The 15137-nt window shown below is 64.8% G+C and carries 13 protein-coding genes and 1 tRNA gene; 3 read left to right on the top strand and 11 right to left on the bottom strand.

Features of this window, described 5'->3' with window-relative positions:
• Positions 1-8 precede the first annotated feature (8 nt).
• The 3 genes from DBZ32_RS11600 to DBZ32_RS11590 are packed head-to-tail and all read right to left on the bottom strand — an operon-like array spanning position 9 to position 2862.
• Complete coding sequence (locus tag DBZ32_RS11600; protein WP_119167312.1) at positions 9-1172, bottom strand: glycosyltransferase family protein; 1164 nt, start codon at positions 1170-1172, stop codon at positions 9-11.
• Positions 1169-1756: a histidine phosphatase family protein gene (locus DBZ32_RS11595; protein WP_119167311.1), complete on the bottom strand. Its 588-nt coding sequence runs from the start codon at positions 1754-1756 to the stop codon at positions 1169-1171. The genes DBZ32_RS11600 and DBZ32_RS11595 overlap by 4 nt, the downstream gene beginning before the upstream one ends.
• Entirely contained in the window at positions 1753-2862 is a 1110-nt protein-coding gene (locus tag DBZ32_RS11590; protein ID WP_162906730.1) for a glycosyltransferase family 4 protein, read from the bottom strand. Before DBZ32_RS11590 ends, DBZ32_RS11595 begins: the two co-directional genes overlap by 4 nt.
• Before the next feature lie 56 nt (positions 2863-2918).
• Here DBZ32_RS11590 and DBZ32_RS11585 point away from each other — a divergent pair, with 56 nt between their 5' ends.
• Positions 2919-3533, top strand: a complete 615-nt coding sequence (locus DBZ32_RS11585) for an HAD family hydrolase (protein WP_119167309.1) — start codon at positions 2919-2921, stop codon at positions 3531-3533.
• Between the two features lie 21 nt (positions 3534-3554).
• Here the strand turns inward: DBZ32_RS11585 and DBZ32_RS11580 are convergent, their stop codons facing one another.
• The 7 genes from DBZ32_RS11580 to DBZ32_RS11550 form a co-directional block, all read right to left on the bottom strand.
• The gene (locus DBZ32_RS11580) at positions 3555-4847 is read right to left on the bottom strand and encodes a glycosyltransferase family 4 protein (RefSeq protein WP_235830152.1); all 1293 of its coding nucleotides are present in this window, start codon (positions 4845-4847) and stop codon (positions 3555-3557) included.
• Positions 4848-4866: 19 nt separating this feature from the next.
• On the bottom strand, positions 4867-6354 hold the full coding sequence (gene gabD, locus DBZ32_RS11575; protein WP_119167308.1) for an NADP-dependent succinate-semialdehyde dehydrogenase: 1488 nt from the start codon (positions 6352-6354) through the stop codon (positions 4867-4869).
• Between the two features lie 112 nt (positions 6355-6466).
• Positions 6467-7066: a cysteine hydrolase family protein gene (locus DBZ32_RS11570; RefSeq protein WP_119167307.1), complete on the bottom strand. Its 600-nt coding sequence runs from the start codon at positions 7064-7066 to the stop codon at positions 6467-6469.
• A 146-nt stretch (positions 7067-7212) separates the two neighbouring features.
• On the bottom strand, positions 7213-7719 hold the full coding sequence (locus DBZ32_RS11565; protein WP_162906729.1) for a GNAT family N-acetyltransferase: 507 nt from the start codon (positions 7717-7719) through the stop codon (positions 7213-7215).
• Positions 7716-9539: a glutamine--fructose-6-phosphate transaminase (isomerizing) gene (gene glmS / locus DBZ32_RS11560; RefSeq protein ID WP_119167306.1), complete on the bottom strand. Its 1824-nt coding sequence runs from the start codon at positions 9537-9539 to the stop codon at positions 7716-7718. The genes DBZ32_RS11565 and glmS overlap by 4 nt, the downstream gene beginning before the upstream one ends.
• A 6-nt stretch (positions 9540-9545) precedes the next feature.
• Positions 9546-10916 (bottom strand): bifunctional UDP-N-acetylglucosamine diphosphorylase/glucosamine-1-phosphate N-acetyltransferase GlmU, encoded by a 1371-nt coding sequence (gene glmU / locus DBZ32_RS11555; RefSeq protein WP_119167766.1) that lies wholly within the window; start codon positions 10914-10916, stop codon positions 9546-9548.
• 206 nt (positions 10917-11122) lie between these two features.
• Complete coding sequence (locus DBZ32_RS11550) at positions 11123-12025, bottom strand: DUF3108 domain-containing protein (protein WP_119167305.1); 903 nt, start codon at positions 12023-12025, stop codon at positions 11123-11125.
• Positions 12026-12330: 305 nt separating this feature from the next.
• On the opposite strand from DBZ32_RS11550, the gene DBZ32_RS11545 reads away from it, so the two are divergent.
• Positions 12331-12405, top strand: a tRNA-Val gene (locus DBZ32_RS11545).
• Between the two features lie 195 nt (positions 12406-12600).
• Here the strand turns inward: DBZ32_RS11545 and DBZ32_RS11540 are convergent.
• Complete coding sequence (locus DBZ32_RS11540) at positions 12601-13455, bottom strand: putative nucleotide-diphospho-sugar transferase (protein WP_119167304.1); 855 nt, start codon at positions 13453-13455, stop codon at positions 12601-12603.
• Between the two features lie 474 nt (positions 13456-13929).
• Here DBZ32_RS11540 and DBZ32_RS11535 point away from each other — a divergent pair, with 474 nt between their 5' ends.
• On the top strand, positions 13930-15123 hold the full coding sequence (locus DBZ32_RS11535) for a M24 family metallopeptidase (RefSeq protein ID WP_119167303.1): 1194 nt from the start codon (positions 13930-13932) through the stop codon (positions 15121-15123).
• The last annotated feature ends 14 nt before the right edge of the window (positions 15124-15137 follow it).

Here is a 15137-nt window from a genome sequence, read left to right as displayed (position 1 = left end):
GATCTCCCTCACTCGGCGGGCGGCACTATAACAGCCAAGTCTTCCAGAATCTCGGCTGTGGCTTCCGCTCCGTTCAAATTCGGGAGAGTCGACCCGCCGTGGGCGGGCACCTGCTCGGCCGCGTTCAATCTTCGGTCGATTGCCGCGGCGAGTAGAGAGGGATCGTGGTCGCCGCCGGGTGCGCTGGTCAGCCACCCGCCCGCATCCAACAGGTCGGCGCGCTTGCGCTGCTCGCTCTGGCCCCCTTCCTGATAGGGAACGACCACCGCCGGACAACCTGCCCGCAGAATGTCCACGACGGTATTGTAGCCGCCCTGGCTGATCGAGAGCGCACAGTGCCCCAACCAGGCCGGGAAGTCGGGTTGGGCGCGCTGCACCGTCACACCCTCGGGAACCGTCTGGCCGAGCGCGCGGAAATCGGTCTCCGGCAGGTTGTCGCCGACCAACAAACGCCATGGCAGGTCGCACGCCCGACTGAGCGGGCGGGCGCGCAGGGCCGAAAACAGAAAGTCGCGTCCGAAGGCGCCGCCGCCGGCCGAAACCAGCACTTCGCCGCGGGGCGGCTCGGCCGCGGGCAGGACCGGCTCGCTGACGTAGCCTGTGTAGAGCAGCTTTCCGGCGATCGCGGACGTCTGGGCGAAGCTCGCCTCGAAGGGAATCAAAGCGGCGTCGCCGTGGACCAGAATCCTGTCGTAGGCTGCGGCGGCCTCGGCCATCCAAAGGGTTTTCTGCGCAGGCTTCTGCACCAGAAGATCCCGCACGGAGCAGACGATCCGGGGTCTTGGCGTCATGGCCTGCGTTGCGGCGATCAGCGGCGACAGCTCGAAACGCAGCTTGCCTCGTCCGAAGGGGAACTGCTCGGTCACCAGGATGTGCGGCTGCTCCTGGGCGAGGATGGCAAGCAACCCTGTGCGGCGCTTTTCCCGCATGCCGTCATCGAGAGGTGCGTCGTCCGGTCCCAGCAGTTCGCGAAAACTCTCATCCCGGCTCCGCAGCCAAGGTTCCAACTGGAGCCATCGCACGTTGTCCAACTCCAAGCCACGGAGCGGTCGCCCACCCGAGACGAGGGTGACGGCCAGGCCCCGCGCGGCGCAGGCGCGCGCCAGCACGGCTGTCCGACGGAGATGACCGATCCCGTGCAGATGCGTCACGACGAAGAGGACGTCGGTCATGGCCGCAGGCGCTCGTTGAGGCGCAGGACGGCGGGGGTTCCATCTTTGGACAAAGTGAATCGCTGCAGGGCTTCACGGTCGAACTCGACTGGAGGCTTGCCGGTCAGGTCCCAGCCGCTGGCTAGGCAGTAGAGCGCGCGGATCACGCCGCGGTGGGCTACCGCCACGCAGGGCCGCCGCGCCGCAGCCAGATGCATGAGCAGGGGCCGCAAGCGGCTTTGTACGTCGCGCGGACTCTCGCCACCCTCCGGCCGGAAGTCCAGACCGCGCGCTTCGTTTACTATCATGGTATCGCCGTGACGGGCGCGCAGATCGGTCAGCGTCTCGCCGGCCCAGGTTCCCCAATTCATTTCATTGAGTGCGGCCAAGGGCGTTGCCTCGGGATGGCCGAGCAGATGTGCCGTCTCCCGCGCCCGGTCGAGGGTCGAGCTGAACCAGCGGTGGGCGGCCAGGTCCCTGGGTAGTGTCCAGCCTGCGGCCATCACGCGTCCGCGCGGCGAGAGGCGGACATCGCGCTGGCCCTGGATACGCTTGGCCGCGTTCCAGGCGGTCTCCGCATGTCGGATCAGCACCAGTTCAGTCATGGTCGTTCGATCCCGGTCCGGACGGCTTCCCGCAGGATCGCGTCAAGGCCGTCCGCCGCGGCCGCGAGCGAGTGCCGTCGCGCGACCTTTCGACGTGCGGCTTCGCCCAGCCGTGTCCGATGATCGCGATCGTCCAGCAACCGCAGAATGCAGTTTGCGAAACTGGCGGCATCGCGGGGCCTTGCCAGCAGTCCGGTCCGGTCGTTTTCGATCAGCGTCGCGACGCCGCCTTCGTCGCCTGCGACAGCGGGCAGGCCTGCGGCCATGGCTTCCAGAATGGCCATTCCATAGGCCTCCTCCACCGCCGGCCAGAGATAGAGGGTGGCCAGCCGCAGGTATAGCGGCAAGCGGTTCGCGGCGATCTCTCCGAGGAACCGCACGCGTGCTCCAAGCGGTGCGAAGGCCGCCTCGACGTCGGGTCGTGCCGGACCGTCACCCAAGACAATCAGAGTCCAGGGACGCCCGGGAATCCGCCGCAGAGCTTCGGCCAGCAAGCGATAGGAGGCCAACTTGGCGCCGGGGCGCATCATGGCCGCGGTTATCAGAAGCGGCGTCGTCCCCAAATCGCCCCGCCCCAAATCGAGCTCGTCGCGCAAGGCGTGGAGGTCGGCCAGGGGTGGATCGGGGGGTGCCTCCAGAAAGGGCGGAAGGTCGCGATGCCGCTGCGAATGTGGGAGGCATGCCGCGTTGCGTGCGGTCACGGGCAGGATCAGCGCTGCCTGATCCAGGGCAGCCAGCACCGCACGGTGACTGCGATCCCAGGCTCCACCGGCCCGTTTTGGCGCCACCGAGGCCTCGGCGACGACATAGGGGATCCCGAGCAACCGGCTCGCGAGCGGACCGACCCAGTCGGGTGCCTTGTAGTAGAGATGATAGGTGAACCAGAGATCCGGTCGCGTCGCCCCCCGATGCCGCGTTGCATAACGGTGCGCCAGCTTGGCACCGAGAGCCTGGAGCCTTGCCTGCCGCCGAAGGTCCCCGGCCGGCTCGCGGCTGCGCAGACGGCAGGCCAAGGTCACCTCATGCCCGGCCGACTCCAGCGCCCGCATCAGCAGCCGCGCCATGGCACGATCGCCGGACGGCACCGGGTGGTCCGGTGGCTTCATCGGAGCATAGAATGCGACCTTCACGATCCGACCCGGGCTGACGGAAACCACCGAACATGGCAGCGACGAAGGCCATCCTCTTCGATCTCGGCGGCGTCTTGATCGATTTCGCCGGTTTGCGTGAGATCGAGGCGTTGTTGGATCCGCGACCGACTCCGGTGGAGGTCCGTCAGCGATGGATCGCGTCCGAGGCGATTCGGAGCTTCGAGCGCGGCGAGTTGTCGCCGGCGGCCTTCTCGGAATGTTTTCTGGCCGAGTGGGGTCTCGCCTTCGAAGCTGATGCGTTTCTTGCGCTGTTTCGCTCTTGGAACAGAGGGCCGCTCGAGGGCGCACACGACCTGCTGAACCGCCTTCGTCCTCACTTCACCTTGGCCTGTCTCAGCAACACCAATGAAATCCATTGGGAAGACCTTCTGGATGGCTACGGTCTGCGGGCCGCGCTCGACCAACACTATGCGTCTCATCTCTTGAGGATGATCAAACCCGATCCTCAGATTTACACATCCGTAGCGGACCGGCTGAACTGTGCAGCAGCGGAGATCGTCTTCTTCGACGATGGTGCGGAAAACGTGGCGGGTGCGCTGGCGACCGGGATGCGTGCCTATCGCGTCGAAGGAGTCGCCGACGTTCGAGCGAAGCTGATCGAGCTCGGTCTGCTTGCCGCGACATGATCGTCGGATCCATGGGCCGTTCTACTGAGCCGCTGCGGTGCCGCGGTCCGGCCTGCACGTCTTTCCGCCTCCGAAACGGAAAAGCAGCTGGGAGATGCCGCCGGCCATGGCGAAATCGCTGCGCACTCGCCGGTAGCCGGCCTCGCCGAGGCGAAGCCGCAGCGCCGGGTCGCGTATCAGCCGGTCCAGCGCGTCGGCCAGGGCGCCGGGGTCTTGGGGCGGTACCAGAAGGCCGGTCTCTCCATCGCGGATCAGCTCGGGGATCGCCGAGATCGAGGTCGAGAGGCAGCAGAGAGCCTGGCTCTGGGCTTCCATCAGGACGTTGGGCAGGCCGTCGCGGTCGCCGTCTTCGGCGATCCTGCTGGCGAGAATGAAGAGGTCGGCAGCGCGATAGGCCTCCAACACCCGCTCCTGCGGTTGAGCGCCGAGCCATGAGATCCGCGCGCTCAGGCCCAATTCGGCGGCCCGTGCCCTAAGCTGTTTGGACAGCGCGCCGCCGCCGATATGGGTCAAGTGCCAGTCGAGGTCCGGTGGCAGGAGCGCGAGCGCGGCCAGCAGGTCCTCGTACCCCTTCTTTTCGACGGCTCTGCCGACGGAGAGCAGGCCTACCGGCGCGGTTCCATCGTGGGTATCGGATCGAACCGGTGGGTCGGCAAAGCGTGCGAAGTCGAGCCCGTGGTAGAGCAGCTCGACCTTGTCCGGCTCCTCGGTCAAGCTTGCCAGGTGTGCCGCTCCGACTGCGGTACAGGTCACCGTCCAGGCTGCCTCTGCCAGCTTTTCCGTCTTCTCCCACTCGGGGATGGTCCAGATATCGCGCGCATGGGCGGACACCGACCAGGGCAGGCCGCGCAGCAGCGCCGCGTAGCGGGCGACGGAGCCTGGGGTGTGCAGGAAATGGGCGTAGAGCCAGCCGGTGCTCTCCGGCAGCTCGGCCGCCAAGACACAGGCTTGGCCGAAGCGGCGCAGCCGGTTGGGTGTGAGATCCCGCCCCAGGTCGCGCAGAAAGGCCTGGCGCGCAGCGCGGTAACCTGGCCGTCGGCGCGCCTGCCACCAGCCGCGCAGGACCCGCCACGGCTCCCGACGGAGGTACTCCGGCAGGTAGGTCACCGGCGCTGCGATCTCCCGATGCACCGGATGGACCGCCGTGTCGGTAGGGTGACGCAACGACCAGAGCCGCAGCTTCAACCCTGCCCGCTCCAGCGCCAGGAGTTCTTGCGCGATGAAGGTCTCCGACAGCCGCGGATACCCCTTCAGGACCACCGCGATCTCGGCCTGGCGATCGAGGCTGGTCTGACGGTGCATCTCTGCGGCCATGCCCAGCTTCGGTGGGCGCCTATACGCCGCCGATGCACATGTACTTGATCTCGAGGTAATCCTCGATGCCGTACTTGGAGCCCTCGCGGCCGACCCCGGACTCTTTCACGCCGCCGAAGGGCGCCACCTCGGTGGAGATGATGCCGGTGTTGATGCCGACGATGCCGCTTTCCAGGCCTTCGCCGACCCGCCAGATACGGCTGAGGTCGCGTGCGTAGAAGTAGCTGGCCAGACCGAACTCCGTGTCGTTGGCCAGAGCGATGCCTTCCTTCTCCGTCGTGAAACGGAAGAGCGGTGCGACCGGCCCGAAGGTCTCCTCGGTGGCGATCTTCATCTCGCTGGTCACGTCTGTCAGCAAGGTGGGTTGGAAGAAGGTGCCGCCGAGGTCGTGCCGTTGGCCGCCAACCGAGATCTTCGCGCCTTTGCCGGTCGCGTCCGCGACATGCTCTTCGACCTTCTCGATGGCGGCGACGTCGATCAGCGGCCCTTGACTGACGCCCTCGTCCAGGCCGTAGCCGACTTTCAGGTCCCGGACCCGCTCGGCCAGCTTGGCCGCGAAGGCGTCGTAGACGCCCTCTTGCACGTAGATGCGGTTGGCGCAGACGCAGGTCTGTCCGGTGTTGCGGAACTTCGACATCATCGCGCCTTCGACGGCCGCATCCAGGTCGGCGTCGTCGAACACCAGGAAGGGCGCATTGCCGCCCAGTTCCATGGAAACCTTCTTCACGGTCTCGGCCGACTGCTTCATCAGAAGCTTGCCGACTTCGGTCGAGCCGGTGAAGGTAACCTTGCGCACGATCGGGTTGCCGGTCATCTCACCGCCGATCTCCTTCGCGCTGCCGGTGACGACCGAGAAGACGCCCTTCGGCAGACCGGCGCGCTCAGCCAGCTCAGCCAGTGCCAACGCGGAGAAAGGTGTCTGGGTGGCCGGTTTGAGTACGATCGGGCAGCCGGCCGCCAGAGCCGGCGCGGCCTTACGCGTGATCATCGCGTTGGGGAAGTTCCATGGCGTAATGGCCGCCACGACGCCGACCGGCTGTTTCAGCACCACGATCCGTTTGTCGGGCTGGTGCCCCGGGATCACGTCCCCGTAGATGCGTTTGGCTTCCTCGGCGAACCACTCCACGAAGCTAGCGCCATAGGCGATCTCGCCGCGGGATTCGGTCAGTGGTTTGCCCTGCTCCATGGTCATGAGGATCGCCAGATCCTCTTGATTCTCCATCATCAGATCGAACCAGCGGCGGAGGATCTGCGCGCGCTCCTTCGCGGTCTTGGCACGCCATTCCGGCCAGGCGGCTTCCGCCGCCTCGATCGCCCGACGGGTCTCGGCGGCACCCATCTTGGGGATCTGACCCAGCGCTTCGCCGGTGGCGGGGTTGGTAACCTCGACGGCCTGGCCGCTATCCGCGTCGATCCAGGCTCCGTTCACGTAGCATTGCTGGCGAAACAGACTGTGGTCGGAGAGCTGCGGGGCGCCGACGGGTTCGATCTTCACGGACAGGCTCATGGCCGTTCCTCCCTTTTCATTTCTTTCGATTGCTCAGGCGCGACGCGCTCTGAGCCGACTATAGGCGCAGTGCGCCGGCCTGCCAAAGACCACGGGCCGGCGCGCTCTCCAGCTAGGCTGGAATCTCTTCCGCGCGTTCGACGACGACGGCGAAGCGGTCGGACAACGCCGCCAGCTCGGCCCGCTGCAACTGATCGGCTGGTACGACTCCGCCTTGCCCGTCGGGTAGGTCGCGGGTGGCGCAGGCGCCGGCGATCACGGCCGCGCGATAGCCCAGGTCGGTGGCCGCGCGGACGGTCGAGCTGACGCACATGTGGGTCATGAACCCGGCGATCAAAAGGTTTTCGATCTTCAGACCCGCCAGCAGCTCGGCGAGTTCGGTACCGGCAAAACTGTTTGGCAGAGCCTTGGTCACCACCGGCTCGTCTCCCACGGGAAAGACCGGCTCGGCAATGGCATAAGCCGTCGTTTCCGGATCGAACAGGCCTCCGGCGCGGCCCTTGTGGCGCACGTGAATCACCGGTCGGCCCGCCTGTCGCGCGGCGCCGAGCAGACGGCTGCCTTCATCCAGCGCCGCCGCGACACCCGGCAAAGGCAGTCGCCCGTCGACATATTCGCGCTGAGCATCGATCATCACCACGGCCGACACGGCCAACGCCGGCGGCGTCGCGGGCGCTCCGGCCATGGACAGCAGGGTTTGCGGCTGGGACATGGGGAATTCCTTCCGGATCAGCCCGATAAAGGTGTTTCGGGCCGCAAGCTAGCAAGCCGGGCGCCCCGAAGGCCAGCAACACCGCCCGTTCTTCTCGAACAGCTCTTGTGATGCCTCCAATGATGCCGCGACGGAAGCGGCTGGCCCTAGGCCAGTGGCTTCTCCCAGAACTCGGCCCGGCCTTGGGAGGGGTCGAGAGCGTAGCCGGCGAAACCGAACCTCCGGTAGGCCGCCGTCGCGGGCCCGTTTCCTTCGAGGACTTCCAGGGTCAGCTTGCAGGCGCCGCGGTGGCGGGCGATTGCTTCGACCTCGGCGAGCAAAGCCCGTGCGAGTCCGCGGCCGCGGAAAGCGGGCAGGACCGCGATATCGTGAATGTTGATCAGCGGTTTTGCTGCGAAGGTGGAAAATCCTTCGACGCAGTTGGCCAGTCCGGCGGCGGTTCCGTCGGCATAGCCGATCAGGCTGAAACACTGCGGGCGCGCAGCCAGTTCCGGAACGAGCCTGGCGCGAACCTCGGCAGGCAAGGGCCGGCCACCGCCCATGGGATCGCACGCATAGGCATCGAGCAGATCGACGAGCTTCGCGGCGTGCTGCGGATCGTTGTAGTCGGCCCGGACAACCTCCAGCCGCGCGGACTGCGGCCTGAGGCTCACTCCACGGTCACCGACTTGGCGAGGTTTCGCGGCTGGTCGACATCGGTTCCTTTCACGACGGCGGTGTGATAGGCGAGCAGTTGAGCCGGGATGGCATAGAGCAGCGGTGCCACAAGCGAGTCGACGCGCGGCACTTCGATCACGTGCGCGGCTTGCGCGCCGGCCCGTTCAGCGCCTTCGGGATCGGTGATCAGGATCACCCAGCCGCCCCGTGCCGAAACCTCGGAGAGATTGCTGACCGTCTTTTCGAACAGAGGCCCGCTGGGGGCCATGACGATCACGGGGACGGTTTCGTCGATCAAGGCGATCGGCCCGTGCTTCATCTCGCCGGCCGCGTAGCCCTCCGCATGGATGTAGCTGATTTCCTTGAGCTTCAGGGCTCCCTCCAGCGCGAGTGGATACATCGCACCGCGGCCCAGGTAGAGCACGTCGCGGGCCTCGGCCAATTCGTGGGCGATGGCCTGGATCGCCTCGTCATGGTTCAGCACCTCGGCGCAACGGGCCGGCACCTCGGTCAGTGCGGCGGACAGCTCGGCTTCGCGCTCTGCATCGATGGCGCCGCGTGCGCGGGCCGCCGCGATGGTCAGGCAGGCCAGAACCGTCAGCTGTGTGGTGAAGGCCTTTGTCGAGGCGACGCCGATTTCGGGTCCCGCCAGGGTCGGCAGGACCGCGTGGGACTCGCGTGCGATCACGCTTTCTGGCTGATTCACCACGGAGAGGATCGTCTGGCCCTGGCTTTTGGCGTAGCGTAGAGCGGCCAGGGTGTCGATGGTCTCGCCTGACTGGCTAATGAAGAGCGAAGCTCCGCCCTCGGGCAGCGGGGCCTCGCGGTAGCGGAACTCGCTGGCGATATCGAGCTCGACCGGCAGGCGGGCGATCTGTTCGAACCAGTACTTGGCGACCATGCCGGCATAGAAGGCGGTGCCGCAGGCGGAGACCGTAACCCTCGGCACCTTGGCGAAATCGAACGGCAGTTCGGGCAGGGTCACCGCGCGGCTCTGCGGGTTGACGAAGACCTGCAGGGTGTCGCCGATCACGGCCGGCTGCTCGAAGATCTCCTTCTGCATGAAGTGCCGGTACTGGCCCTTGCCGATCATCGCGCCCGACAAAGCGGTCTGGGTGACCGGCCGATCGACCGGCGCGTTGTCGCTGTCGAAGATCTCGGCACCCGCTTCGGTCAGCACCGCCCAATCACCCTCCTCCAGGTAACAGATGCGGTCGGTCAGCGGCGCCAGGCCGAGGGCGTCGGAGCCCAGGAACATCTCGCCGTCGCCGAAGCCGACCGCCAGGGGGCTGCCGCGGCGCGCGCCGATCATCAGGTCATGACGGCCGGCGAAGACGATGGCCAGCGCGAAAGCGCCCTCGAGGCGATGCAGGGCCGCACCGACGGCCTCCTGCGGCGACATCTGCTGGGCCAGGTGATGATCGATCAGATGGACGACAGCTTCCGTGTCGGTCTCGGTTTCGAAGACCTGACCCACGGATTCCAGTTCGGCTTTGAGGTCGCGAAAGTTCTCGATGATGCCGTTATGCACCACGGCCACGCGGTCGCTGCTGTGCGGATGGGCGTTCTGCTCCGTCGGACGGCCATGGGTGGCCCAGCGGGTGTGGCCGATCCCGACCGTGCCGGGCAGCGGCTCCTGCTCCAGAAGGGTTGCGAGATTGGACAGCTTTCCTTCGGCACGCCGACGCGCGATGCCGCCGTTGACGAGGCTGGCAATACCTGCCGAGTCGTAACCGCGGTACTCCAGCCGCTTCAGGCCGTCGAGCAAAAGCGGTGCGACCGGTGCCTTGCCGAGAATTCCCAGGATACCGCACATCTTTTGCTATTCCTTCTTGCTGCGTCGCTCGCGGAAGCGCTTTGCGCCATCCTCGATCTTCCGCTGGGCGCCACGGGTAACGGCGAGGGATTGGTCCGGGACATCTTCGACGATGGTGCTGCCGGCTCCGACGATGGCATCCGCGCCGACCTTGACGGGTGCGACAAGGGCGGAGTTGGAGCCGATGAAGGCGCGTGCGCCGATCTCGGTCCGGTGCTTGCCGAAACCGTCGTAATTGCAGGTGATGGTCCCGGCGCCGATGTTTGCCTCTTCGCCGACCGTTGCATCGCCCAGATAGGTGAGGTGATTGGCCTTGGCGCCGGCGCCAAGGCGGGCATTCTTCACCTCGACAAAGTTGCCGATCCGGGCGCCTTCGCCGAGTTCCGTGCCGGGGCGCAGGCGTGCGAAAGGACCGATCACGGCGTTTGCGGCCAGCCGGCAGCCCTCCAGGTGACTGAAGGACTTGATCTCGCAACGCTCCCCGACGATGACGCCGGGGCCGAAGACGACATGCGGATGGATGACACTGTCGCGGCCAAGCTGCGTGTCGTCGCACAAGAAGATCGTTTCGGCACCGATCAGGGTGGCGCCTGCGCGCATGGCCCGGCGCCGCAGGTGTTGCTGGGCGATCCGCTCGGCCTCGGCCAACTCGCAGCGGTCGTTGATACCCATCACCTCTTCCTCCGACGCCACCTGGACGGCAGTTCTCTGGCTCCGCTGCCTCGCCAGGGCGTAAATGTCGGTCAGGTAGAACTCGCCCTTGGCGTTGTCGTTGTCGATCCCCGCCAGCAGGTCGAACAGCGCCGGGCCGTCGGCCAGAACGACGCCCGCGTTGCAAAGTCGGATCTCGCCGAGCGCCGCCTTGTCCGGGTCCGCATCGATCTCGGCCTGTTCGCAGACCTGGAGCAGCGCGCCTTGGTCGTCAAGCTGCAGCCGGCCGTAGCCGGTAGCGTCCGTGGGTTCGAAGCCGAGCGCAACCAGCGTTCCGCCCTTGGGCGCCCGATGTAGTTCGAGCATGGCCTTCAGGGTCTTTGGCGAAATGAAGGGCGTGTCTCCGTAGAGCACCAGAATATCACCCTCGCCTCTACTGCCTTGATCGTCGATCAGTAGAGGCAGGGCCTGCTGGACGGCGTGGGCCGTGCCCAGCCGGTCTTCCTGGATCACGGCGGCATGGGGTTTCGCCGCCGCGACGGCCGATTCCATCCCGGGACCGACGACCACGACGATGCGCTCGGGGTCCAGCTCTTCAGCCGCCTCCAGAACCCAACGTAGAAGAGGTTTTCCGGCAACCTGATGCAGGACCTTGGGTTGACCCGATTTCATGCGGGTCCCCATGCCGGCGGCCAGAACGACCACAGCGAGACGGTTTGAAGTCATGGAAAAGTTATCGATACGGCAGCGGTTGCAGATCAAACGAACCTGCGGCACCGGAGATCGCGCCGGAAATCGCGGCAGCCGAGGATAGGCCGAAAGCTGCCACAGCGCCGCCGTTCCAGGCAATTCACGTTCTATTACTCCGGCACGCCAGCCGAGGGATCACGGCCGAATCCGGGAAGGCTCAACCCGTCACCGGTATCCGGGTCCTATCGTTCGGCGGCCTGCCGACCGATGCGCAGGTCCGTCAGATGAGCGCGGACCGCGCCACGGGCCACGACGTCCATCTCGATCCGAACCGGCAAGGCCGGCCGGCCCTCTTCTACTTCGGCCAGGAAGACACGGATTTCCGCCGGATAGCGTTCTCTGCGCTCCTCGCTCTCCCAAAAGCCGGTGACCGGCTCCAGGTTGATGCGGCAGACCTGAGCCCGGCCGGAATAGATCGCATAGCTTCGCTCCTCCAAGACCGCGCTCCCCAGCGACTGCGCCACGACGTCCAGACGTCGGCGGCCATCGAAGATACGCGCTTCGCCGCTGCAGATGCCGGCCTGGGTACTCGCCTCGATCAGGTGAACCACGGCCGAGATCGGGTCCAAGGTGCCGCGCCGTGCGTCGTCGGGCACTCTGCTGCGCTCGTCATCCTCCGGTGGCGGCACCACTTCTGCCGACACGGCGCCGTCCGGCCCGTAAGTCAAGGCGACCGAGCGGGGATCGTTGTCTTCCCAACGGGCTTCCGTGCGGAAACTGAGCGGCGCGAGCCCGTCTTCGGTGCGCAAGCCCTCGGCTTCGGAATCCAAGCGGAACGTAAAGAAGTTGGCGAGGAATCCGTCGCTGCGGGCATGGAACCGCGCATCGTAGCGCTCACCGACGGATCCATCGTAGCGCAGCTGTAGCGTCAGGGCCCTCAACCCGCCGGAATAGACCTGGTAGGTCGCCTCCATAGCCCCGGGCTGCAGGGGCTCGGGGAAGGCCGGGGGCTCCAGTTGCGCCAGGGCCGATCCGCCCAAGACGAGAGTGCCCACACTCGCGAGCAGCGCGAAGGACGCGCGCCGAAGAGATCCGGTCCTCTGAGATTTGGCAAGTGGAAAAGGGCGAGCGTCGGAGGGTTCCATGGTCTCAGTCTCCGCAATATCTTGAGCCACCGCGATGTCGCCCCGTGCTGGGCTCTACGCGCAATGAACAAGCGGGCTGCAATTCTGCGCCCCGGCCGTGCCCCACCTCCTTCTACAGATAGTCAAAGCCGGCTATCCTGCCAGTGCTGGGAGAGCGATCTGATCTGCGGACCCTCGATTGTCGTCCGCACTTCCGCGTGGCTTGACAGCCTGGAGGACGGGAGATATCTGTCCGACCCTTCGCGTAGACTGGGTTGGATGATCGGCGAAACGATCGTTTGCCGCCATGGTCTGCGGCGTCAGGCGGGCGGTTAGCTCAGCGGGAGAGCGCCTCGTTCACACCGAGGAGGTCGCTGGTTCAATCCCAGCACCGCCCACCAGGTTTCCCGACAGGTTCTTCAGAATTCCGCCGGCCTTCCGGGCTCGCTTGGCCGGTTTAAATTATATTCGCGCGATGCTTGATGTTCTGATCAAGGTGCGGCGACTGTAATGTTTCCGCTGTTACGAGAATGTAGGCAAATATTAAATTCCATAAATAAGAGTCACAACCTATTTTAGGTTTTCTGTATTTTTGCTCAAAGCTTGCGAAGCCCTGCATAGTATCTGACGACCTTGAGTGCGATTTCGATTTTCCGACGCCAAAGCATGACCCTGGACGAGGGCCGTTCGGCTTTTCGGCCTGCGCGCTTGGCGAGGGAGTGGTCCGCGCGAATCATATCTTGGATTTTCTCCGACGCCATCGGGCCAACCAGTTCTTCAAGGCCGGAAATCCCGGTACGGCGGCGTGTGCTCGTGAAATGATGGTGCAGGCGAGGGCTGTGAATCACACGGGGTGCGGCATGGGGCGCGCCCCAGCGCTCGACGACCCTGAAGTACATGAGGTTGTACTCCTCGGGAAGAACGCCGAATCGCAGATCGCTATGCCAGGCCATCTCCCTGAGAATGTTTTGATCTTGGCGGCTTTTCGTTTCCCGAACTGCGGTCTTCCACTCGGTCAAAAAGGAAATCACCGCGTCGCTCTTATTGAAAGCGACAACCCCCGAGTTGAACTGCGGAAATGCATGGGGGATCTCTTCGCGCCAAAGGGTCTGCGCCCAATCGCCGTTCCGGCCTTGATCGTGGGCCATGGCCATGTCGAACCGGCCGAGCACGTCGAAGATGTCGCTGATGTCGGCAAGTACTAAGGTGTCCGCATCGATGTAGACGGTTTGATCGAAACGCGTCGCGATCATCCCGTCGATTTTTGATCGATGCCATGGATCGGCCAGCAGGTGTACTTGATCGAATTGAGGAAACTCGCACGCTTTGTCGGTGTAAAGATCGATTTCGATCTCCGGATTGTGCGCCTTCGCCAGTTGAGCGGATCGCGCCGCGAGAGCGACATAGCCCTCTCCCGTCGCGACGTAAATGTAACCCCTTGATGGCTTCATTCTCCGCTCTCCCCCCGGACAAGCTAACTTTACAATTGATATAAGATAATGAAAATTCCTACAGTAAAAATGCTTACCAAAATAAATTAAATTTACAGTTTTCTTCTATTCGTTTACAGAATAAGCGTTAAATCATTAATTGAAATTTTCTTTTTAGTGTTCTCGCTACGGTTTTCTGATCAAGAAATGGGCCGTTGATCTTGCATTCGGGCGGCTGGCGCCGGCAGAGAGGGAGTCCAAGGTGGGTATTTGGACAGACCAGTCTTGGTATCAGGTTAAAATGGGCCGTACCGTGAACTGGCTTTCACTCGCCGACCCGCTTCGCCCCGATCCCATGGCGGCAGCCGCCTGTACAGCCCTGAAGCGGCGTGTTGCGCATCGCGGTCTCGTTTCGCGATTTCCCCGGATCCAATCCCGCTTTAGCATCGGTCCCAGAGGCCTACGACTTGGCCGAAACTAAGGGAGCGACAGGCGATGGCTTTTCTATCGACGGCGGTATGGGACTATCGGCGCGTTGGGATGAACGCGCTGATGGACCGGGAAGGCCTGGATGCTTTGGCGTTCGTCTCGGCTGATTTCGTCCAGTTTGCGACCAACTTCAATCTGGACGTCCAGACCTGGGAACGGCCCGTCCTGGTCGTGGTGCCGCGGGCCGGCGATCCCTTCTGTCTGCTGAACGAGCTCTCGACCAATCATTTCCGGATGGCCGGCACGCGGGGGCAGCTTTGGTTGGAAGAGGCTCATTTCTACGACGAGCACCGCTCGCGCTCCAATGCGAAGCGATTGGTCACCAACTGGCCGCAGATCGTCGCCGATCTGCTGCGCGACAAGGGTCTGGCGGAAGCGCGAATTGCGGTCGATGCGCTGCCCGGCCCGCTTGCCCGGGTTTCGCAGATCTTGCCGCGGATCGAGGTATTGCCGCGCACGGGGCAGTTGCGCGACCTCCGTCTGGTCAAGCATCCGGAAGAGCTCGCGTTGATGCGCCAGGCCGCTCGGCTCTCCGATTGGGCGCAGGAGCTTTACAGAGACGCGATCCGCCCAGGCCGACTGGTTCAGGAACTGGATGCCGCCATGCATGCGAAGATCTTCGAGGAGGCCGCTCAGCGCTTTCCGGGCGAGCATCTGGAAATGCGCGGCTACACCCTGACCGGGCCCGCCTCGGCCTCGCCGCACGGCAACGGTGCCCTGACCGGCCTGCGCGTTGAGGAAGGTCACGGCATCGTCAACATCGTGATTCCTCGGCTCAACGGTCTGGTGATCGAGAACGAGCGCACCTTCTTTTGCGGGACGCCGAACGACGAACAGGTCAAGGCTTACGAAGCCGCGCTGGCGGCCAACGAGGCCGCGATCGCGGCGGCACAGGCCGGCAATCCTGTCCGCGCCATCGAGGATGCGGCACGGACGCAGATCGAGGCGGCCGGCTACGGGGCCGAGATTCGCCACCGCACCGGACATGGCATGGGACTGATCGGCCATGAGTATCCGGAGGACATGGCCTTCAACGACCGACCGTTGATGGCGGGCGAGGTCTACTCCGCCGAACCGGGGATCTATCTTTACGGTCTCGGGGGGTTTCGGATCGACGACACCGTGGTGGTGGGCGAGGTGCCCGAGGTGCTGACCCATGCGCCCAAGGACCTGGACAGCATCGTTCTGGCGGCGGCCTGAGCCCATGCCAGGCC

The organism is Algihabitans albus (assembly GCF_003572205.1).
Classification (GTDB): Bacteria; Pseudomonadota; Alphaproteobacteria; order Kiloniellales; family DSM-21159; genus Algihabitans; species Algihabitans albus.
Note: the sequence above shows the minus strand (reverse complement) of the source record. Positions and strands in the feature narration are given on the sequence as shown.

What these genes read in the sequence shown, in the direction of transcription:
- DBZ32_RS11535 (WP_119167303.1), top strand. Translation starts at nt 13,930, where the DNA reads ATGGCTTTTCTATCGACGGCGGTATGGGACTATCGGCGCGTTGGGATG.
- DBZ32_RS11600 (WP_119167312.1), bottom strand. Translation starts at nt 1,172, where the DNA reads ATGACCGACGTCCTCTTCGTCGTGACGCATCTGCACGGGATCGGTCAT.
- DBZ32_RS11550 (WP_119167305.1), bottom strand. Translation starts at nt 12,025, where the DNA reads ATGGAACCCTCCGACGCTCGCCCTTTTCCACTTGCCAAATCTCAGAGG.
- DBZ32_RS11580 (WP_235830152.1), bottom strand. Translation starts at nt 4,847, where the DNA reads ATGGCCGCAGAGATGCACCGTCAGACCAGCCTCGATCGCCAGGCCGAG.
- gabD (WP_119167308.1), bottom strand. Translation starts at nt 6,354, where the DNA reads ATGAGCCTGTCCGTGAAGATCGAACCCGTCGGCGCCCCGCAGCTCTCC.
- DBZ32_RS11570 (WP_119167307.1), bottom strand. Translation starts at nt 7,066, where the DNA reads ATGTCCCAGCCGCAAACCCTGCTGTCCATGGCCGGAGCGCCCGCGACG.
- glmU (WP_119167766.1), bottom strand. Translation starts at nt 10,916, where the DNA reads ATGACTTCAAACCGTCTCGCTGTGGTCGTTCTGGCCGCCGGCATGGGG.
- DBZ32_RS11595 (WP_119167311.1), bottom strand. Translation starts at nt 1,756, where the DNA reads ATGACTGAACTGGTGCTGATCCGACATGCGGAGACCGCCTGGAACGCG.
- glmS (WP_119167306.1), bottom strand. Translation starts at nt 9,539, where the DNA reads ATGTGCGGTATCCTGGGAATTCTCGGCAAGGCACCGGTCGCACCGCTT.
- DBZ32_RS11585 (WP_119167309.1), top strand. Translation starts at nt 2,919, where the DNA reads ATGGCAGCGACGAAGGCCATCCTCTTCGATCTCGGCGGCGTCTTGATC.
- DBZ32_RS11540 (WP_119167304.1), bottom strand. Translation starts at nt 13,455, where the DNA reads ATGAAGCCATCAAGGGGTTACATTTACGTCGCGACGGGAGAGGGCTAT.
- DBZ32_RS11590 (WP_162906730.1), bottom strand. Translation starts at nt 2,862, where the DNA reads ATGAAGCCACCGGACCACCCGGTGCCGTCCGGCGATCGTGCCATGGCG.